General features: G+C 44.4%; 17 protein-coding genes. 5 read left to right on the top strand and 12 right to left on the bottom strand.

Going from position 1 to position 20,489, the window contains the following annotated elements:
• Positions 1 to 32 precede the first annotated feature (32 nt).
• The 4 genes from L2730_RS01135 to norR form a co-directional block, all read right to left on the bottom strand.
• A complete protein-coding gene (locus L2730_RS01135; RefSeq protein ID WP_248972906.1) occupies positions 33 to 1,979 on the bottom strand; it encodes a peptidase U32 family protein in 1,947 nt (648 codons plus the stop codon).
• Positions 1,980 to 2,192: 213 nt separating this feature from the next.
• Entirely contained in the window at positions 2,193 to 2,399 is a 207-nt protein-coding gene (locus L2730_RS01130; protein WP_020914266.1) for a zinc ribbon domain-containing protein, read from the bottom strand.
• Between the two features lie 55 nt (positions 2,400 to 2,454).
• Entirely contained in the window at positions 2,455 to 2,772 is a 318-nt protein-coding gene (locus L2730_RS01125) for a cupin domain-containing protein (protein ID WP_248972905.1), read from the bottom strand.
• Positions 2,765 to 4,378, bottom strand: coding sequence for a nitric oxide reductase transcriptional regulator NorR (gene norR, locus L2730_RS01120; RefSeq protein ID WP_248972904.1), 1,614 nt, complete (start codon positions 4,376 to 4,378; stop codon positions 2,765 to 2,767). The genes L2730_RS01125 and norR overlap by 8 nt, the downstream gene beginning before the upstream one ends.
• A 230-nt stretch (positions 4,379 to 4,608) precedes the next feature.
• Here norR and L2730_RS01115 point away from each other — a divergent pair, with 230 nt between their 5' ends.
• The 3 genes from L2730_RS01115 (at position 4,609) to hmpA (ending at position 7,596) form a co-directional block, all read left to right on the top strand.
• Complete coding sequence (locus tag L2730_RS01115; RefSeq protein WP_248972903.1) at positions 4,609 to 4,965, top strand: hypothetical protein; 357 nt, start codon at positions 4,609 to 4,611, stop codon at positions 4,963 to 4,965.
• A gap of 66 nt (positions 4,966 to 5,031) precedes the next feature.
• Complete coding sequence (locus tag L2730_RS01110; protein ID WP_248972902.1) at positions 5,032 to 6,288, top strand: NnrS family protein; 1,257 nt, start codon at positions 5,032 to 5,034, stop codon at positions 6,286 to 6,288.
• A gap of 105 nt (positions 6,289 to 6,393) precedes the next feature.
• Positions 6,394 to 7,596, top strand: a complete 1,203-nt coding sequence (gene hmpA / locus L2730_RS01105; RefSeq protein WP_248972901.1) for an NO-inducible flavohemoprotein — start codon at positions 6,394 to 6,396, stop codon at positions 7,594 to 7,596.
• Between the two features lie 73 nt (positions 7,597 to 7,669).
• On the opposite strand, the gene L2730_RS01100 is transcribed toward hmpA, so the two are convergent.
• The 3 genes from L2730_RS01100 to nagB all read right to left on the bottom strand — a co-directional run bounded on the left by L2730_RS01100 (position 7,670) and on the right by nagB (position 10,005).
• Positions 7,670 to 8,341, bottom strand: coding sequence for a nitroreductase family protein (locus L2730_RS01100; protein ID WP_248972900.1), 672 nt, complete (start codon positions 8,339 to 8,341; stop codon positions 7,670 to 7,672).
• Between the two features lie 68 nt (positions 8,342 to 8,409).
• Complete coding sequence (locus L2730_RS01095) at positions 8,410 to 8,946, bottom strand: SRPBCC family protein (RefSeq protein ID WP_248972899.1); 537 nt, start codon at positions 8,944 to 8,946, stop codon at positions 8,410 to 8,412.
• A gap of 267 nt (positions 8,947 to 9,213) precedes the next feature.
• Positions 9,214 to 10,005, bottom strand: a complete 792-nt coding sequence (nagB, locus tag L2730_RS01090) for a glucosamine-6-phosphate deaminase (RefSeq protein ID WP_248972898.1) — start codon at positions 10,003 to 10,005, stop codon at positions 9,214 to 9,216.
• A gap of 365 nt (positions 10,006 to 10,370) precedes the next feature.
• Here nagB and L2730_RS01085 point away from each other — a divergent pair, with 365 nt between their 5' ends.
• Positions 10,371 to 11,003: a pseudouridine synthase gene (locus tag L2730_RS01085; RefSeq protein WP_248972897.1), complete on the top strand. Its 633-nt coding sequence runs from the start codon at positions 10,371 to 10,373 to the stop codon at positions 11,001 to 11,003.
• On the opposite strand, the gene L2730_RS01080 is transcribed toward L2730_RS01085, so the two are convergent.
• Positions 11,000 to 13,537 carry a putative bifunctional diguanylate cyclase/phosphodiesterase gene (locus L2730_RS01080; RefSeq protein WP_248972896.1) on the bottom strand — a complete coding sequence of 846 codons (2,538 nt, stop codon included), beginning with the start codon at positions 13,535 to 13,537 and terminating at the stop codon, positions 11,000 to 11,002. The two genes, L2730_RS01085 and L2730_RS01080, sit on opposite strands and share 4 nt — an antisense overlap.
• A 322-nt stretch (positions 13,538 to 13,859) precedes the next feature.
• On the opposite strand from L2730_RS01080, the gene L2730_RS01075 reads away from it, so the two are divergent.
• Positions 13,860 to 14,963, top strand: coding sequence for a PQQ-dependent sugar dehydrogenase (locus L2730_RS01075; protein WP_248972895.1), 1,104 nt, complete (start codon positions 13,860 to 13,862; stop codon positions 14,961 to 14,963).
• Between the two features lie 67 nt (positions 14,964 to 15,030).
• Here the strand turns inward: L2730_RS01075 and L2730_RS01070 are convergent, their stop codons facing one another.
• From L2730_RS01070 to L2730_RS01055, 4 genes are read right to left on the bottom strand one after another with little or no spacing between them, the layout of a single operon-like run.
• Entirely contained in the window at positions 15,031 to 15,804 is a 774-nt protein-coding gene (locus L2730_RS01070; RefSeq protein WP_248972894.1) for a CBM9 family sugar-binding protein, read from the bottom strand.
• A gap of 3 nt (positions 15,805 to 15,807) precedes the next feature.
• Positions 15,808 to 16,350: a gluconokinase gene (locus tag L2730_RS01065; RefSeq protein ID WP_248972893.1), complete on the bottom strand. Its 543-nt coding sequence runs from the start codon at positions 16,348 to 16,350 to the stop codon at positions 15,808 to 15,810.
• Positions 16,347 to 18,752 (bottom strand): GH36-type glycosyl hydrolase domain-containing protein, encoded by a 2,406-nt coding sequence (locus L2730_RS01060; protein ID WP_248972892.1) that lies wholly within the window; start codon positions 18,750 to 18,752, stop codon positions 16,347 to 16,349. Before L2730_RS01060 ends, L2730_RS01065 begins: the two co-directional genes overlap by 4 nt.
• On the bottom strand, positions 18,739 to 20,148 hold the full coding sequence (locus L2730_RS01055; RefSeq protein WP_248972891.1) for an MFS transporter: 1,410 nt from the start codon (positions 20,146 to 20,148) through the stop codon (positions 18,739 to 18,741). The genes L2730_RS01060 and L2730_RS01055 overlap by 14 nt, the downstream gene beginning before the upstream one ends.
• Positions 20,149 to 20,489 lie beyond the last annotated feature (341 nt).

Below are 20,489 nucleotides of genomic sequence, written 5' to 3'. Positions count from 1 at the left end.
AAAAATCGCCATAAGGCGATTCTTTTTACTGTTTACACTTTCTGTGAGCTGGGCACTTGCCTGTTTTCTGCAACCACCAGCATTTCACATTTAGGGCAATCAAAAACCAGCTTTAATACATCTTTGCCTATTTCTAACACCATAGGATCGGCTTTAATCCCTGGCACCTCTTTCGGGCACAAATTAAAGTTAAAGCGCAGGCAGTGCTTAGTAACCATTAATGGTACATCTTCAGTAACACCGTTTTTCTCATAGGTGTCTTGAATATCAATAACCCCATGACGCTGATAAAACGCTTTCGCCTTATCATTAGCCACATTACCTAAGTAGCTTAAGTGCTTCATTGGGTATACCGCATCACGATTATACTCCCATGCTTTAGGCCGTTGATAATCATTGACTCGTGCCAACTCTAGTGCTGCCACTGTGTCACGTCGTAAGCCATTTAGTACAGAGGTAGGAATAAACCACGCCTGTGCTGTTTCAATGTTAATCTGTTGAGCATTAAAGTCGGTACTACCCAGTTTACCCAGCTGTTTACGTAAGCCTTTTAGTGCCTTTTCAACATCGGTGGCCGGCGTTTTTTCGCAAACTAAAGACTGTGTTGCAGTGTGACCGTAGACATCAGTCATGGTCAATGACACGCCCTCATCACTATCGCTAAGGGTAATATCGACGCCAATAATTCGCTTGGCAGATTCTTTCGCCAATACCGCTTCAAAGGCCTGATTATGGTTTCGATAAATGGTCATGCCGACCTGTAGCTCTTTAGGCATACGGGCAACAAATAGCTTTAAGCCGTCTGCGCGATTGACTCGCAGCCCTTTTAACTTGTCGTCCGACTGTTTAGCTTCGGCATAGTTACTTGGGAAAAAGCATAGACCATCACCATTGTTGAACGTATGCTCCGAGGCGACTTCAATAAAATCTTTGCCTATACGCTTAACGGTTGCGACTTCTTCACCAATATATTTTGGTGAACGGAAGTCATTCATCCCCTGGCTACGTTCATGGACAAAATAATCGGTTTTGCCGCGGTTGAAAGTTTTCTCTGGATCAGGCGTAAAAGTATGTTCGCAACGACCATGGGATGATGCACTAAACTCCGGACGCTTAGCGATAATCTTATCCAGCTCTTGGCGATAATGAGCAGTCACATTTTTTACGTAGCTGAGATCTTTAAGGCGGCCTTCAATTTTAAATGAGCGTACACCGGCATCAATTAACGCTTCTAAGTTATCTGTTTGGTTATTGTCTTTTAATGATAGTAAGTGTTCATTCTGCGCTAGCACTTCACCTTGACGGGTCTTTAAATCGCCCGGTAAACGACACAATTGAGAACATTCACCACGGTTAGCACTACGGTTACTGAAAGAGTGACTTAAATTACACAAACCACTGTAAGCAACACATAGCGCGCCATGAATAAAGAATTCAATTTGCATATTGGTTTTAGCAGCAACATCACGGATCTGGCTCAAGCCAAGTTCACGGGCAAGCACAACTTGCGAAAAACCAACCTGCTCTAAAAATGCCACTTTTTCAGGATTTCGGTTATCCATCTGGGTACTGGCATGCAGCGCAATTGGCGGTAAGTCGAGTTGGAGGATCCCCATGTCTTGCACGATCAGCGCATCAGCACCGGCTTCATAAACTTGCCAAATCAGCTTTTGTGCCGCTTCAAGCTCCCCTTCATCCATCAAGATAGTATTGATAGCAACAAAAACTTGAGCGTGATATTGATGAGCAAAGGTACATAGACGAGCAATGTCTTCGACACTATTACCTGCGGTTGCACGAGCGCCAAATGCTGGGCCGCCGATATATACAGCATCAGCACCATGGCGAACAGCTTCAATACCAAAGTCTGCATTTTTAGCAGGCGCTAACAACTCAAGACGATTAGAATTGGTTTCTAGTGGCGCCAAAGGCTCACCAGCAGGCTTTTCATTAGGTCTGAAGATGCCAACATTGCTCATAAAAAAATCACTCAAAAAGGAAAAGACTATTATTTGGGGCGAAGATTATAGCAAAATCTCACATTTGGCGTTAGCTAATATACTCAGCAATACTAGCCATTAATGAAGAACATCAACGGCTAGTCAGTATCAATCGAGAAGAGTGACTTACTAGGAGGAAGTTAACCGTCTGATTAATTTCTCATTAATCCAGTACGATTTATAAGGAATCACTTAAGTAAACAGATCGAAGGCGTTACCTAAGGCGGAAGATTTTCCTTTATAAAATTCGGTATAGCTGCAGTTGCTACAAGTCACTGCGTAATAACGCTTGTTCTGCATATCAAAAATACGTGACCAAAAGCCACCTGACACACGAATTTCACCAGTTTCAAACTCTCTATTGTTACACTTAATACATGTCCATTTGTCATGTTGCATAGTGACTATCTTCCTTATTGATTTACTATCTATAGTGGCTAATAACGACTTAAAATTAGTAATGTACCGCCAACCAAATTGTCTCAGTTTGCTCGCTAGTCCAAGCAACACGATGCTTTACATGGGCGCCAATATTGACATAGTCGCCTTGCTTTAAGCTCACCATTTCACCCGTTTTAAACTCCAATTTAGCCGCGCCCTGCATCACCATCACCCATTCGCTGCGTTCCTGATCATACCACTGTCCAGCAGGAGTCACGTGGGCTTTAGAGATAATACGCTCGACTAAAACGCTGTCTGTATTTACGATTACCTCAAACTGCTCTTCAGTAAGATCTTTAGCCAAGTTACCAAGAATATTAGCTTTATCCATTGTCCACCCCAGCCTCACCAACTTCAATCACAATACTCTTGCTCACACGAATACCCAAACGTTTTGCCAAACGATTTAAGTTAGCGCGATCCATCTGCAGTGCTTTAGCGGTTGCGGACCAGTTGCCATAATACTGAGTCAAGGTTTGCAAAATACGTTGCCGCTGAAAATCATCGGTCTGCTGTTTAAGGTTTCCCTGCGCTAACACCTCGATCTGCAGTGCCGACTCTTCAGCTTGTTCCTTGCTATCATCCTCTTGAGGACTATTCGGCAACAATAAAGCCAAATGGGTGAGCCCTATACGCACTATAGCTGCAGTGCTCTCACTTCGAGCTCGCAACGCTGCTCGACTAATAACGTGCTCTAGCTCACGTACATTACCGGGCCAGTCATATTGATTTAGCATTTTTATCGCGCTGGCATTTAAGGTCAACTGACTCATGCCAAGCTTACGCCGCATTAATTCAATAAAGTAGCCACTAAGCAAACTGATATCGCCTTCACGTTGCCTTAATGGCGGGACAATAACGGGATACACACTCAGACGGTGATACAGATCGGCGCGAAAACGCCCCTGCTCGACCTCTACTTTTAGTTGTCTATTGGTTGCAGCTAGAATGCGCACGTCGACATACTCAACATCGTCTTTACCTACAACTTGGATCTCTTGATTCTGCAGCGCCCTAAGTAACTTACTTTGTACCGCCAGTGGTAACTCGCCAATTTCATCTAAAAATATGGTGCCGCCGCTCGCGAGGCTGAACTTACCAGTTCGATTTCGATCGGCGCCTGTAAATGCACCTTTAACGTGACCAAACAGCTCACTCTCAATTAGGCTTTCAGGTAGCGCGGCGCAGTTAACATAAACCAAAGGTCCTTCGCTGCGACTAGATTGTCGATGTAGAGTTCTGGCCACCAACTCCTTACCCACGCCGGTTTCGCCCTCGATTAAAATAGAAAAATTAGAGGCTGCAACCATCTCGATTTCACGCTTGAGTTTCACCATGATCTCGCTGTTACCGATGAGCTCGCCACCGTCCTTAACTAACGCTTCGTGGGTCAGCTCAGCAACAACCTGCTGATTATGTTTAGAAAGCTGCTCAAGCTGCTGTAATAATATCGCTGTGTTTAAGGTGGCTGCTGACATTGCAGCAATGATGTCTAGTGTACGTTTAGGGATCTCATCGAATACATTGGGAACCATACTGTCTAAAGTCAAAATACCGATCAGTTTGTCATCTGACAATAGTGGTAACCCCATACAAGCATGCACAGGGAGGTCTCCTTCATGGGAAAGCAGCAGTCCATCATAGGGATCCGCTAACTTGCTATCTGCAGCAAAACGAACCGGTGTTTGCGATGAAGATATTAGCTCAAACCTTGGATGAGCAGCGATCTCAAATCGACGGCCTAAAGTTTCTTTAGTCAGACCTTGTAGTGCTAGCGGCTTCAAATACTCACCTTGCACATGTAGCAGCACCACAGCGTCACAATTAACAGTATGGCGCACAGTATTAAGTAAGCGCTCAAATCTGTCATGATTTGTCAGGCTATTGGTGAGATCTAGGGCGAGTTGAACCAAAGCTGCAGAAGATATTTCACTCACAAGAACAGTAAACCTAATTAACTAAAACTGGCTTTAGCTTATCACGCTAGCCATTATCCATCAAAAACACACCAACGAGTCTTTATGACTACAATCAAGTGTAGTCAAAATGACTACACCCATTCAGTTAGGAGGCTAAATGCTAGTAATTATCACTACCGTGAATGTTGGCACGGTTATCGCAGTACTCTAGTTCAAGCACACTGTAGCAGAGCAAATGGAGCAAACTCATGATAACAACACAATCAATGCCCTACTCTCACGAAGATTTAGTCGACGAGTTAACTCAAAAGCAAAACATTCAGCTTTCTGCTACATCAACAGTCAAGCAACGTACGTTAGTGCAACTCGGTGCGGCATCGAATCGATTTTATTCACATGCACTGATTGGCGGCAATAGCACCATGTTGATTGCGATCATTGGCTTACTGTTGTGCATTTTAGTCGGTTACTCCTATGCAGATAGTTTTTCATTGTGGGCACAAGTAGCTAGCCACATCGGTTTGATACTGTTTGCGACCGCAGTAAAAATTGGCTACGTGATGCGCTGCATAGGGCTCGATGGCATGGGGCACTTACAGTTGTAGCAACGCCCTACGAAAGAATTTTGATCGCAATTACTGTTTATGACTACCATTTGGACAACAATACTGATGCAAACGATTAGCGCTCCCAAGACCAAGCAAGTACTCTCAGCCAGCGGTGAAGTAGAGGCTGTGGTAATAAAACCTGATTCATTGTTGAGCAAGATCAGCGATATGCCTTTATGGGAGCTTGCTTTCAGACCTTGGTTTTTAGCTGCCACGTTCTCATCAGTGCTTAGCATTGCAGCTTGGCTACTCTTTTTACATGGCCAGCTACCTAGCCTAGCAACAACAGGCCTAAGCCCTGTTGTTTGGCATATCCATGAAATGTTATTTGGTTTTGCAGCAACCATTGCGGTTGGCTTTTTGCTCACTGCCGCCCAGACCTGGACTAACCGCCGCAGCATAAACGGTTTACCACTAATAGCGCTAACACTAATCTGGCTAGCGGTACGTGGCTTACTCTGGTCGAACGACCCCAAACTGCAGCTAGCAGCGGTCGCACTGCAAGCATCTTGGTGGCTTATCTCGATTGGTTATTTGGCCAATATGGTGATTAAAGCTAAAAGTAGTCGTAACTATCAATTCATTCCATTACTAACGGCAATGATGTCATTTAATATTGGATTTTTATTGGCTGATATAAATGGCTACACAGAGTTAGCAATGCACCTTTCTCGCTGCGCTATTTTACTGTTTTGTTTGTTAGTCGGCATTATTGGTGGCCGCGTCATTCCATTTTTCACCGGCAGAGGTGCTGAAAATGCCAAGGTAAAATCAACACCGCAACTTGATAAATGGTTACCTTGGGTTTCTCTACTTGGACTGGCCGTCTTTTTTACAGGCTACTTTATCGAGCTTCCTTTCACTCCAGCAACGTTACTGATATTAGCAGGTGTTATGCACCTACTGCGTTTGTTCAACTGGAATAGCCTAGCCACTTTAAAGGTGCCATTATTATGGTCACTGCACGGTTCATACTTAGCTTTAGCACTGGGCTTGATTGCGCTCGGGGCTAGCTATCATATTGACGCATTACGTTTTGCTGATGCGCTACACTTAATCACGGTCGGTACACTCGGCGCGATGATCCTCGCGATGATTGCCCGCGTCTCATTAGGCCATACCGGTCGACCATTAAAGCCTCACTTTTCAATCAATATCGCCTTCATGCTTATTCTTGCAGGAGCCTTAGCACGAGTGATATTACCGTTAGCTCAGCAGCCTATCTTGGCTTGGGATATTAGCGCAACTTGCTGGGTAGTCGCCTTCAGTTTATTCATCTGGCACTACAGCCTGATCCTTGTGCGTCCAAGGCCGAACTAAAGCGAATTTTTAGCGTCGAATCAGAATAGATTCTGAAAAATTATAACCAGAAATCACACCCTAACAGTGCCGCTTTCGAGCACAAAATTGATTAAGGATATTTAGATGTTATCTGAAAAACATATCAGCATAGTTAAGAGCACCATTCCATTATTAGAGTCTGCTGGTACTGCCATCACCGAACACTTTTATAAACGTATGTTTAGCCACAATCCAGAGCTAAAACATATCTTCAACTTGAGCCATCAGCATTCTGGCGGCCAGCCCGCAGCCCTTTTCAATGCCGTTGCAGCCTATGCTAAAAACATTGATAACTTGGGTGCATTAACTGGCGCTGTAGAGCGCATCGCCCATAAACACACCAGCTTTAATATTCAGCCAGAGCATTATCCAATCGTTGGTCATCACCTACTTGAGACCCTAAGAGAATTAGCACCAGATGCTTTTACTCCTGAAGTCGAAGAAGCTTGGGGCGCAGCTTACGGTGTACTCGCAGGGATCTTTATCGAGCGCGAAGGTGCCCTTTACCATAGAAGTGCCAATGAAACTGGCGGCTGGCAAGGTGCGCGGCAGTTTACAATTACCAACAAAACTAAAGAATCAGAGCTGGTAACAAGCTTTGTGCTTACTCCTGTAGATGGCCTAGCAGTTATTGATTTTGAACCCGGCCAGTACCTTGGAATTTGTGTAGAGCCTGCTGAACATGAATATCGTGAAATGCGTCAGTACTCACTATCGGATAAACCTAATGGTAAGCAATACCGCATCTCAGTTAAGCGTGAAGCACAAGCAACGCCTGGTGTAGTATCGAACTATCTGCATGATCACATGAATGTTGGCGACAGTCTTGATGTCTACCCACCCGCTGGCGATTTTCACTACGAGGAGCGTGAAGCCCCTGTAGTACTTATTTCAGCCGGTGTAGGGGTGACACCGATGCAATCAATGCTGGAGATGTTGGCGGCTAAGTCTTTCGCTAAGCCAGTATTCTACCTGCATGCCTGCGAAGGCGTAGAGCAGCACTCATTTAACCAACGAGTGGAAACACTAGGGCTAAGTTTAGATCTACAACATCACACATGGTACCGCGATATTGCTCAATCAAATGAAGTTACTAATGTTAGCAACATACACCAAGGTTTTATGAATTTTGCCACGCTGAGAGATGCACTGCCGATTGAACATGGCGACTATTACTTGTGTGGACCAGTTGCTTTTATGCAGTTTGCTAAGCAACAGCTGATAGAGCTTGGAGTCGAAGCTGAGCGCATTCACTACGAGGTATTTGGGCCACACGCTTCGCTTTAAGCGCTAGCTTAACAAGCCATAAAAAGAGCATACCGTCGACTGACGCTATGCTCTTTTTTTATCTTTTTAGCTTTTAGATAAAGTCGCAGATCTCTGCCAACTCTTTCTTTTGCAGCGCATGTTCTGGCACCGTTGCATCCTCACTTGGATAACCCGCAATAATCAGCATATAAGGTCGTTCGTTTGAATTATCTCTGCCACAGACTTTACTGAGAAAAGACATAGGTTTGGGAGTATGAGTAAGCGTTCCTAGTCCCGCATTGTGTAATGCTTGGATCAAAAAACCTGTCGCGATCCCCACCGACTCATGCACATAGTAGTTAGTCTTCTGCTCACCCTCTTCTTCGCTGCGCTTCTTACTGAAAATCGCAATTAACCAAGGTGCATGTTCAAGATAGGGTTTGCTGGCATTTGTGCCTAAAGGCTTTAACGCATCGAGCCACTCTTCACCGGCTCGCCCAGCATAAAAAGCCTGCTCTAATGCCTCTGCCTCATGACGAATTTGCGCTTTAATTTCAGGGCTACTTATCGCGACAAAGTGCCAAGGTTGGTGGTTAGCACCGTTAGGGGCTGTTCCCGCCGCTAGAATACATTTTTCAATGATCTCTTTTGGTACAGCTCTGTCAGAGAACTTACGAATCGAGTGACGACGTTTAACGTCTTGATAGTTTTGCTCTGCGCGCACAAGCATTTCGTCTTCAGGATACTCAATAAAGTCCGTTAACGGGTGATGGGCCTCTGTCATATTATTTCCTAGCTTATCGTTATTATTATAGATTTTTAACCGTTTCGGCTTACCTATGCAAGCTAAGCTCACTGTGATTCAAGCTGTTGCTTTAACTGCTCAAGCCCTTGGTTAAGATCGTTGCCAATCATAGTTTCGAAATCTAGAAACAGGAACATCAGGTTCATTGGGTATTCTAAATGACCATCAAAACCCCACTGCACCAAGGTTTGCTCAGCACCTACGGCTTCAGTGCTCATAAAAGCGGGGTCGGTTGACTCAAAAGGCGAAAAGAATCGCAACTCGAAATCAATACGCTTGCCTTCATCAATGCGCATGATCTCCTGCTCACCAACTCCAACATCCTCCAGTTGGCTTTCCCAACGAGATACAAAACCTACGGTTCCGTCAGTACCGCGATAGCTTTTAACCATATCAGGATCCATCTGTGCCCAGACGCTGAAGTTATCCTGATTCTTTAAATACTTCACATAATCAAACACTTCAACCACAGGTTTATCTATGGTGATATTAGTCACTACCGAATACTCTTTCTGTACAAATAGCGCGATAATAAAGGGCAGCGCGATGAGTATCAGTACTGCTATTGAGAATTTTTTTAGCATTTTTTTACTCTCTAATAAGTGATTAAGGGCTATTGCTCTTGCAAGCCTAATTTTGGCCTAACAAATTATCTTAACCAATAAAGAGTATACAAATAATTAACATATGAACAGTGGTGGTATTTGAGGTGGTTCGCTAGCCTAGTTTGGTGATGCTTAAATCACTCACGACAAAGAGCTGTAACTTACTCAAGCCCTACACCAAAAAGGGACAAGCCTTAGCTCGTCCCTTTTTACTAATTAGATTTGTCCTACAATTTTTGACGACCTTTACAGCCCGAGCCTAGCCATTAGTTTCTGGTTTTCAGCCTCTATATGCTTGTAAAAATCACAATCAGACAAACTAGCTGCCGCCGCTTCATCTATCACCAGTACCACATCTTTATGCATCTGTAGCGCCGATGCAGGGCATGCAGCAGTTAACGGACCTTCAACTGTCGCCTTAATCGCTTCAGCTTTATTGGCGCCAGTCGCTAATAGCACGACTTTCTTTGCATCCATGATGGTGCCAATACCCATGGTAATCGACAGGTGCGGTTGATACTCATCGGCGTCAAAGAAACGGGCATTATCGTCAATTGTTGCTTTAGTTAACGTCTTCACTCGAGTGCGCGACATTAAACCCGATGACGGTTCATTAAAACCAATATGGCCATTGCGGCCTATCCCTAATAGCTGGATGTCGATCCCCCCCGCAGCCTTAATCTGTTGCTCGTAGCCTTGGCAAGCCGTAATAGGATTAGCAGCATCACCTGGGGGGACGTGAGTGTTTGCTTGATCAATATCGATATGATCAAACAATTGCTGCTTCATAAAGTAACGGTAACTTTGCGGATGAGAGCCTGCAAGACCTAGATATTCATCAAGATTAAAAGTCGTGGCATTAGAAAATGAAATGTTGCCAGCCTTAGTCGCTTCAATCAGCTGCTGATAAAGCGATACTGGTGTTGACCCTGTTGCTAAGCCCAGCACTGAGTGCGATCTCTTCTGCAGCTGTTTTATAAAAATATTTGCGCCATAGGCCGCGACTGCAGCACTATCTTTTAATATTACGATTTGCATAAATTGATCCAATAAAAGTGAATACCTAACAGTCACTGCGATGCCAGTACAATATGCTGACAACAGAAACAGGGATAACAGCGGCTAATTATACCAACGCGTTATGTAACATAACTATAACCTTAAATGACAACGCTGTCATTACTATTAATGGCTTGATATAAAAATTAGTATTACACAGCCACTACACAGACTAAATGGGCTTTACTCTGTGTTATCGGTTTTACTAAGGGAACGAACATTAATAGCAATCAATGCCGTGATTAAAGTCCATTAAACTCCCACTGAATTCTGCATCTTCAAGTTGAACGGGTTTATAATGAACTTTCCTTAAAAGATTAACTCCGTTGATTAAGAGCATCTGCATGTCGTTAAACGATCAAGAACAAGCCTGCGCTATTAATGATGACATCAGTCATCAGCACTTTAAAATCTATAAACCTTATGGTTTTTTAAGTCAGTTTCTGCCTGAAACTCGTAAGCGCAAGAAACTGCTGGGCGAACTGTTTAACTTCCCAGACAAAACCATGGCAATAGGCAGGCTAGATCATGACTCAGAGGGGCTATTGTTACTCACAACAGACGGTATGATGAGTCATCAAATTCGCAGTAAAGGCATAGAAAAAGAGTATTACGTGCAAGTCGATGGTGATATTACAGCCAGCGCGATAACTGCGCTACAACTAGGTGTAGAGATCGGTATTAACGGCGAGAAGTATCAAACATTACCCTGCAATGCTTTTAGGTTGGCTGAGGAACCACAGCTACCAGCAAGAGGACGTAAAATTCGCGATCCCCGCCATGGGCCAACGAGTTGGATTTCAGTAACCTTGTGTGAAGGTAAAAATCGTCAGATAAGAAAGATGACCGCTGCAGTAGGTTTTGCCACACTTAGGTTGGTCAGAGTAAGAATTGGCAATATATTTATTGATGACATGCAAGCAGGCGATGTCACGCCTCTATCAGATTTTAATGCGGCGCTAGAGCCAAGGCCTTAGGCGCAATATGGTATTTTAAAAAAGTGTTCCAATTCAGATGCAGCTTTAGGTCTACTGAACAAATAACCTTGGGCTTCATCGCAGCCATTGTCGGCAAAAAACTTTGCTTGCTCGGGCGTTTCAACCCCTTCTGCGATCACCTTCAAGTTAAGAGAGCGACCCAATGCAATAACCGCCTTAGCGATAGCGGTATTATTGGCATCCTCAGGGATATCTCTGACAAAGCCTTGATCGATTTTCAGCTTATTTATCGGTAATTTTTTAAGGTAATTAAGCGAAGAGTAGCCGGTACCAAAGTCGTCAATTGAAAGCATAATTCCCATATCCGCCAGCAAGACAAGATCACGCCCAACCGATTCAGGATCTGACATCATACAACTTTCTGTCACCTCTAATTCAAGACGATTTGCTGGCAATCCAGTCGCCTTAAGCACATCGGCGACTTCATTGACAAAGGTGCGTCGTTGCAGCTGCGGCCCAGCAACATTGACCGCGATACGGCCAAAATCTTTACCCTCAGCCAGCCAACTAACCCCCTGTTCACATGCTTGCTGTAATACCCAACGTCCAATTTCCTGAATAAGACCTATCTTCTCTGCAACAGGTATAAAAATAGCCGGAGAAATACTACCTAAAAGCGGATCGTTCCAGCGAAGTAGTGCTTCAAAACCGCTTAACGCCTTCGTCTGACAATCAACTTTTGGCTGATAAACCAAGTAAAAAGCTTCTTGAGCCAGCGCATCATGCAGCGCACTTTGTAACTTAAGGTGGGCGACCGATTCATACGTCAAAGACTGAGTATAAAAAGCGTAGTTATTACGGCCATCTTGTTTGGCTCTGTGCATAGCCGCATCAGCATTAACCAATAATGTACTCGAGTCACGACCATCTTGGGGGTAGAGGGCAACCCCCATGCTTGCGGTAAGCCTCACAGGCGCATGTTCACCTAGCATAAAGGGCCGTTCAAAAATCTGCTGCAGTTTACTGAGCCGCAGCAATAGCATATCGTTGCTTTCAATATTAGGTAATATTACTGCAAACTCATCACCGCCAAGGCGTGCGATGGTTGCCAGGCTGCCTATAGCTAACGTTAAACGCTGACTTAACTCAACCAGCACCTCGTCACCAATAACATGACCAAAACTCTCGTTAACTTGTTTGAACAGATCTACGTCGATGTAAATAACACCTAACTGATATTCGCTGCGGTTTGCCAATCTGATCTCTTGTTCTAAGCGAGAAGTAACCGCCATCCGGTTAGGTAACTTAGTTAACGGATCATGGAAGGCTAATTGGGCGAGTTCTGCCTCATTCTTTTTCTGGGTCGATAAATCAGCAAACACGGCAACAAAATAGCGGATCTGATGTTCATCACCATAAACTGCGCTAATGGTTAATAGTTGTGGGAATACCGCACCATTCTTACGCCGATTCCAAATTTCTCCGTGCCATCTTCCTGTCATCAGCAAAGATTGCCACAGTGACTCAAAAAAAGCCTTATCATGACGACCGGAGCTAAACACCCGTGGATTTTGGCCAATTAACTCGCTTTTTTCAAAGCCGGTAATCTCAGTATAAGCACCATGGGCATCAATAATGATGCCATCGACATCGGTGATTAACACCCCTTCAACCGAGTTTTCAAATACCCGAGATGCGAGTTCGAGTTGATCTTGCGCCGCTTTATGTGTCGAGATATTACGGGAGATCCCGATAATACCGGAAAGCTCTCCAGCCTCACTGACAACAGGCACTTTAGTGGTCTCTAACCAAGATTCGACATTACCAATATCCAGCCCTTTGCACTCACCCGCCGTGACTTGCACGCCTTTGGTGATGGACTCTTTATCGCCTTCAATAAACTGCTGCGCCAGTTGTGGGGGAAACAACTCTTCATCGGTATGTTCAAGGATCTGTTCACTTGATAGCTCCCAGGCTATCTCGACGCTTTGGTTAACGATAATATAGCGGCCATCAGCATCCTTCATCCACACATGCTCTTTCATTGCGTCGATAAATTGCTGCAAACTCACCTTCTGCTGCTTGTCTCCACTACGTTGAATCCCCTTAATATAATCACGGTAAAGCTTGCTTAGATCCAACTCCATGCTATCGGCAGACTGTTTGAGCAATAGTCTTAAATCAGCCTTACTTAAAGTGGCAGCTGCTTGAGGTTTTTCTAGGATAATACAGAGATAGCCGAATAGCGCCTGTGAAGGCCAATAGATAGGCATTGAGCAGCTTAAATCAATTTCAAAATATTGGTCATTGGCCGCAATAGGTCTAATCACTTTTTGCGGGTTTAAGGGGATTGCAGAGCTTGATGGCTTTGAGTTCAAAAAAGTTTGTTGAGTGCAATTTTGACAGAGGCGGTCTAAACAAGAGTCACTCACCCTTGTTGCACAAAGCACATCAAAACAGCCATCATGGCCCATCCTTAATAGCGCAACCCCACAACTAGAAACACGCGCAAGCATCTCAATGGAGCTTCCCCACTGAACTTGTTGAGTATCTGAGACATCAATCTCTATCATTCAACGCTCCACCTAGTGACTACCAAATATCAGCTCAAAATTCAGACTACAAGATATAACCTGCCAGATTATTCTTGAAAGGCCAACATTTACAGGTAATTAATCAGTTATTTTATCGTAAAAAGACAAATCTACTAACCATTATTAGCATTAGCGAGTAATTATATTGCAAATTGGATGTATATATTACCTTTACACTAATTGGCGACCCACTCAGCAGTAACTAAAGCGCATTAGCTAGATAAAATAAGGGTTGTGATCGAACAGGTACTTTTCATCTGTTGCCACTTAGCCCTATTATGGAAAGATAACAATAACAAGGATGAAGCCTGTGCTAAAACAACTGACCGTTTCAATGAGTTTACTACTGCCCTCAATCGCAAATGCAGCGCTACCAATTGATAAAATAACCGTCCCTGCGGGATTTGAAATATCCACCTACGCAGCCAATGTACCAAATGCACGGCAGATGGCTCTTGGAGATAAAGGCACACTGTTTGTTGGTAGCCGCAAAGCAGGCAAAGTCCATGCGCTAATAGACAGTAACAATGACGGCCAAGCTGATGTGATGTTTGAAGTAGCCAGCGATCTTTTTCTGCCATCAGGGATTACTTTTCACCAAGGCGATTTGTATGTCGCTGAGGTGGATAAGATTTGGCGTTACCGTGATATAGAAGCAAGCCTGCCTAAAATACCAGAGCCAGAATTGGTGTATGACAAGCTGCCTAATAAGTCACATCATGGCTGGAAATTCATCCGCTTTGGTCCTGACGGTTTGCTTTATATCCCCGTTGGCGCGCCCTGCAATGTGTGTGAAAGTGCCGCTCCTTTTGCCAGTATCATTAAACTCAATGTTGACACTAAGCAAGTCAGTACTGTGGCTAATGGAGTTCGCAACAGTGTCGGTTTTGATTTTCACCCACACACTGGCGAATTATGGTTTACCGATAATGGCCGCGACATGATGGGCGATGATCTACCCGATGATGAACTCAACCATGTGACTAAAGAGGGACAACATTTTGGTTTTCCCTATATACATAACGCCGATATTCTCGACCCTGAGTTTGGTAAGAAAGCCAGTAGTATTAACAACCAGCCACCAACGCTTAACCTTGGCGCCCATGTGGCCGCATTAGGTATGGAGTTTTATCAGGGCAAACAATTCCCAGCAAGCTACAAAAACAGTATCTTTATTGCGGAGCACGGCTCTTGGAATCGCAGCAGTAAAGTGGGCTACCGTATTGTTAATGTGAAGCTTGATGGTAACCAAGTCGCGCACACAGATGTGTTCGCCTCAGGTTGGCTGCAAGGAGAGCAGAGTTGGGGTAGACCCGCTGCAGTGTTGACCCTAAATGATGGTTCATTATTGATCTCTGATGATGCGGCTAATGCTATCTATCGCATTAGTTACAAAGGCAAGTAAGCCGTAACACTGTGGTCATTTCATTTATTTTTAAGTGCATTGCTAGCTGTCTAGCAATGCACTTTTGCTATGGCACCGCTTTCAATAGCTTTAGTTCGCCAAACACATCAGCATTCTTGTAGCCGAGGTTTTTGTCGCCATTGACCGCTTTAATGGCCTCAGAACCAATAAAATGTTCCCGCTCTTTTGAGCCATCATTGTCACAGTAAGCCAACATAAAGCCCATGGTTTTTCCATCTGTTAAGCTGACTCTAGAGTTGTTTACTCCACTCACTGAAAAGCTAGCATCATGCACCTCTATGCTAACCTCCCAAACAATCCTATTATCAGCTGTACTTTGCCGTTGCCAGCGACTTTCTACATGCTGATTTAACAACAAAAATTGCATTTGGCCATCTTGATAATTCGGGCCGATATCAACAGCTTGGTTATCCAGTGCGATATGATAAGCAAAGGCGTTAAAGTTAAACTGGTGTTCACCACCAGAATGGTCTTCATCAATAAAAATTTCTAGGCAATCATCGTCCCAGTAACTCTTCAAAGGATCAGCATGTTGATCAAACAAAATATCGTCAGTGATCTCCACCAATAAATACAAGTGCTCTTCAGTCCATGCGAGCTTAAAACGCCCGCTAAAGTCATCATGGCTAGGCGGTTTCCCCAAAATAAGCTGATCAATATTGTACCATTTGGCTTGCTGCCAAATAGACTCATTAGCAACCGCATCAATTATCGGCTCATTCACAGCAAAAGGCGCTTCATAGGCAAAACTAGTTATTGATGTAGTCAGCAATAGCGCCAGTGGCAACCATGGATTTAAGTATTTATCTGACGAGATCATTGTTTATACTCCAAGCTTGTTATCGATAACCTTTACTGAAAATACTTTTAAGAGCCGTACTATTTGCTCTTCGATATTCTCATTCTGACACAGTATTAAAACATCGAGCTCATCTGTCGGCTGCTCCAACGCGCTAAGCTGGCTTTTCAATAATGAAGCTGGAAAAAAGTGATCTTTGCGATTGCTGAGCCGCTGTAAAACCTCAATTTCATCGACGGCTAACCAGATAAACAGCGTGCGATAACCGAGCGCCCTAAAACAATCTCGATGTGATCTTTTGAGTCCAGAAAATGCCAAAACAGTCGTTTGCAGCTCAGTCAGGTTATTAACCTGATGCAAAAGCCTGCCAATCCACGGCTGCCTCTGCTCATCAGTTAGCGCAATACCTTGTGCCATGCAGGCCTTAGCTGCAGCACTATGAAAATCATCAGCCTCAATAAATTGAGCAGCCAATACGTTTGCAAGTCGCCGCGCTAGTGTTGATTTACCGCAACCACTAACGCCCATTACTATAATCAATTGCGGCAGTGCGGAGCTGGTATTCATACAGCCTCCATGACAGCATTTTGCTGCGCAGCAGTCTTTGGGACCAGCACTTCCACTTGGTAACTTTTATTTTCGACCAGCCCTTGTAAACGATTACCGTAAATCTGCTCACCATTCACCTTAATGCTCATTTGCTCAACCGCAGCTTGCTCAATTTTGAGATGCAGCTCTATCCCATTAAACATTCGTCGCAGTTCTACTTTCGGCCACTCTTTTGGAAGATGCGGCTCTATAACCAAACAACCTAACTCACCTTTCACCCCGACGATCTCTTCCACAATGCAGCGGTAATACCAAGCCAAAGTACCGGTATTAAACAGCTGGCTGCTACGGCCTGCTTGTTGAGGATTTTGAAAAAATGCGCCGCGATAATAGTTTGGGATAAAAGTAGGTAACTGGCCTCGAATAAACGCGTCTTGCTGACTAGGCAGCATTTTCATTAGGATCTCAAACGCCTTTTGATGCTCGTCAATCAAGCATAAGCTATAGGCATAAAATACCGCTGCATGATTATAAACACTGCCGTTCTCAGCTGAGCCTGGATATTTTTGCGTTAGCCGCCCCACATCTTCACGCATTGCAGTGTAGGCCGGGGCCAACATCATAGGACCATAGGGCGTCATCAACTGTTTCTCAACGGCAGCAAGTATTTTCGTGGTTTGCTCGGCATCAACTGCCTTACTCATTAGTGCCCAGCTTTGCGGGTTAAGGTAGATAGAACCTTCTGCATCAGCCTTAACACCAAAGACAACATTGTCATCGGTTATTCCCCTAGCAAACCAGTCTTGATCCCAGCAATGTTGATTCACCGCAGCATTAATTTCAGTTGCAGTTGCGAGCAGACGCTGGCTATCTTTATTTAACCTTTGGTTTATCTCAGCCCATTGCTGCAGTGCAAATGCTGTCGCCAAAGATAACCAACTAGACACTCCACGCCCTTTATGACCCACCATATTCATTGGATCGCACCAGTCACCTTGTTCAATATAGCTAAGGCCACGGTTATCTCTACGCTGTATTAACCAGCCTAAAGCCAACTCAATATGGCGATGCACACTCAAGGTTTGCTCACTGTCAGCAAACTTAACCTGCTCATCTAGCAGCGAAATATCTCCAGTCTCATTGAGATAGGCGATCACGCATATAGGCAGCCATACACAGTGGTCTGTATGGGGAATTTGATTGATATATTTAAGCTCTGCAATTTCACTTAGCAACACTCCATCGGGCATCGCACCTGAAAATAACTGCTGCGACACCGCCAATAAAAAAGATTGCCGAGCAGTAGTAGGATTGATGTAGCTCATGCCCATATTGTCTTGCAGAAAATTACGTGTTTGTGGATCGGTGCTCAAGCGATTGACATCACCGTGATAAAACATTTGCCGCGGCAACCATTGATTAAAAAACGGATCGAACAGCGGATCACCACTATTAATATTTAAACAACCTTTACCAGACTCAATATAATCCGTGTAGCGCTGTTGCTGCGTAGAAAATGCTTTGGGTTCACCAAAATAGCGTTGAAGGATCTGCTTAACCTCAGTTTTATTAGTCGCCGGTCCAAACACAAACCGATGCCGTTTAATTTCATCTGGTAGCAGCCGATGACGATACTGCATCACCGCGACTGGCGGCTCATAAGCGCTAACTTTGCTGGCCAATAGCTGAGTATTGATTCCGTCGGGATTGGCCAAGCCGCCCTCTCCTTCAAAGCCAATTTGGTTTGCTGTCCAGCTATCGGGTTTATCCTCGGCAATTAAAAAGGTTAGATCTTTAAAACCCTTCTGCTTTGGATAATCCTCCACCTTTTGATAAGGCGTAACACTCGTCGCCACAATGCCATTAATAGCAGAGTCAAAAGATGCACTCTGATTCATCCATGACATGTATCCAATCGAGAAATACGGGTAAATACTGATATTAACTGCGCTATTGCGAGTGTTTCTGACCTCGAACTGCCACATCTCAAGCGGGTCACTCGCGGACAAATTAACTTCAACTGAAACCGACAAGCCAAAACACTCGACCTGCCACGCTATTGCAGCGCTAGCTTGCACAAACCTAAAAGATTGCGAGCGACATCGAACTGGCTCATAAGGCACGGAAAAAAGCTCGTTAGTATCTTCATTTTTGATATAGAAAAACCGCCCTGGATGATGCGCAAAATAACTATGCTCAGGCTGCATAAACGTTTTAGCTTCTAGCATGGGTCCATGGCTGTATTTTGCCGGTTCTGGCTGCATGAATTGTGCGGTAGCGTAACCGCGACAATTCATATGTAACATCATCTGTCTATTCCACAAGAAGCCCGCAGCTTTGGGCATCTCGGTGGCGCTATTTAACTGCACACTGTGCTGGCTCACAGAGAAAAGAGGTGCGTTAGCATTAACCACGGGCATCTTCGAACTCCCCATGGTGGCGCTCAATCAATTCCTGCTGTAACTGCTGCAGCGCTGCATCATCCAATGGATACATTCGAATCACCACCAATGATAACAAGGAGAACAGTGCGGGTAGCAGAGTCATCAATAATACAATGCCATGTTGAGATTCACCGCTTTGAACTTGGTTGGCAACATAACCCATCGATGCAAGCAACCAACCTATCATTCCGCCCGCTAACGCACCGCCAAGCTTTTGTGCAAAAGAGGCGGCAGAGAAAATCATTGCCGTGGCACGACGTTTATTCTTCCATTCAGAATAATCAGCGGTATCAGCATACATTGAAAATACCAACGGTGATTTTGGCCCCAAGCACAAACCTATCAAAACCTGTAAGCTGAACATCAAGCCGATGCTCTCTTTAGGTACAAAATAAAATAGCGCCGATAACAGCGTCACAGCCGTCATCAAAATAAGCAGTAAACGGCGCTTATCGAACCACTTAGTCAATAACGGTGTGAGTGCAGCCCCCGTCGCCAAGGCCAGCATATACACCATGGCAAAACTGCCGATGAGATCTTCGCGCTCGGCGTAATATTTAAAATAAAAGGTGCCAGTACTGCCTCTCAGCGAGATTGTCATCATGATAATGAGCGCTAAGCAAAATAGGATTATCCAAGGGCGATTACTAAATAGGTCTTTAATATCTTGCCTGATAGGCGTTTGTTGATGCGCTGCTGGCCTAATACGCTCAGTGGTGGTAGCAAAACTAATTGTAAATAACACCGCTGCCGCAACCCCATAGACCATCATGGTTAATTGCCAGCCTAATGCCTCATCACCATGACCTAACCAACTCACCAATTCAGGGGTGAGATAAGCCACCAAGGTTCCGCCAGAAAAAGCGCCAATAAAGCGAAAGCTAGTCAGCGCGGTTCTAGACTGAGTATCGGCGGTGATAACCCCGAGTAGCGCACCATAAGGTACATTGATAAAGGTATAGGCCAGCATCATCAAAATGTATGTGGCGTAAGCCCAAATAATTTTGCCCGGCTCATCTAAATCAGGGACAGTAAATGTCAGTATGCCCGCAGCGGCAATAGGCAAGATCCCCCATATAAGGTAGGGTCTGAACTTTCCAAAACGTGTGTTAGTTCTATCCGCTAATGCGCCCATGAGAGGATCTGAAAAGGCATCAATAATTCGCGTGACCAACATCATTGTGCCGACTACGGCCGGTGATAAGCCAAACACGTCTGTATAGAAAATAAATAGAAAAACATCAAACACCCGCCAGTAAAAGTTAGAGGCGACATCACCACAGGCATAACCTAGTTTTTCTTTTAAGGAGATGGTTTGACTAGAGGATTGCTGCACTAAACCCGAGCGTCCCTTTATGATTTGTTGTTGCATCCTTGAAGCACCTTAGCACTACACCACAGTAAAATGGTGTCACTTTGTAGATCGTAAATATGGTTAAATTTCACTGAAGCATAAATGTAACCGCTTACATTTTAACCTAGCATGATAGCTTTTAGATTGATAGCTGGTTTTTCATACGAAAATAATCGTTAATATCAACACTCAATTTATCCAAAACAGCTTTAGGCGAACAACCTCTATTAGACACTCCCGTGGTATCACCGGTGAAAAGCTCGCTCCCCTCATATGCGCACAGCAGTCCGAGCTAAATAGCAGCAGTGGCAATTAATTGAAGCTCTGACGAATTTCAGTCATCATAGTGCTAACTAAGG

The organism is Shewanella kaireitica (genome assembly GCF_023284045.1).
GTDB classification, from domain to species: domain Bacteria; phylum Pseudomonadota; class Gammaproteobacteria; order Enterobacterales; family Shewanellaceae; genus Shewanella; species Shewanella kaireitica.
Note: the sequence above shows the minus strand (reverse complement) of the source record. Positions and strands in the feature narration are given on the sequence as shown.